This is a genomic window from Catellatospora sp. KI3 (assembly GCF_029948125.1).
Lineage (GTDB): Bacteria > Actinomycetota > Actinomycetes > Mycobacteriales > Micromonosporaceae > Catellatospora.
The window spans coordinates 1-737 of the sequence record NZ_JASAMB010000074.1 but is presented as its reverse complement, the minus strand read 5'-3'; the positions used below and the strand labels follow the sequence as shown (position 1 = coordinate 737).

Below are 737 nucleotides of genomic sequence, written 5' to 3'. Positions count from 1 at the left end.
GTCGCGAGCTACACCAGCCTGTTCAAGTGGAACGGGTTCAACTTCCCCGACAACTACGTCGGCCTGGACAACTACACCCGCGCCCTGGCCGACCCCGTCTTCCTCGGCGACCTGCGCCGCGGCGCCGTCCTCATCGCCCTGTCCGTCCTCATCCAACTACCCGTCTCACTGGCCCTGGCCATGCTCCTCAACCAGCCCCTACGCGGACGCGCCCTCTACCGCCTGCTCTTCTTCGCCCCCTACGTCCTGTCCGAAGTCACCACCGCGGTCCTGTTCACCCTCGTCTTCTCACCCAACCGCGGCCTCGCCCTCGGCGGCGAGATGTTCGCCGACCCCGACCAGGTCATCTACGCACTGTTCCTCGTCATCTCCTGGAAGTACTTCGGCTTCCACATGATCCTCATGCTCGCCGGACGCCAAGCCATCCCCCGCGAACTCACCGAAGCCGCCACCACCGACGGCGCCGGACCCTGGCAGACCTTCCGACACGTCACCCTGCCACTACTCGGACCCACCATCCGCGTCAGCCTGTTCCTGTCCGTGATCGGCACCATCCAACTGTTCGACATGGTCTGGGTCCTCACCGGCGGCGGCCCCATCCACAGCTCCGAAACCATGGCCGTCACCATGTTCCAATACGGCTTCCGCCGCTTCGAAGTCGGCTACGCCAGCGCCATCAGCATCGCCATGTTCCTGCTCAGCCTCATCTTCGCCCTGCTCTACCAACGATTCGTCCT

At 64.6% G+C, this 737-nt stretch carries 1 protein-coding gene; it reads left to right on the top strand.

Annotated elements, in window-relative coordinates; genetic code table 11:
- Positions 1 to 737: sugar ABC transporter permease (locus QEZ54_RS36245; RefSeq protein ID WP_281309314.1), on the top strand; the 737-nt coding region annotated here is incomplete at both ends.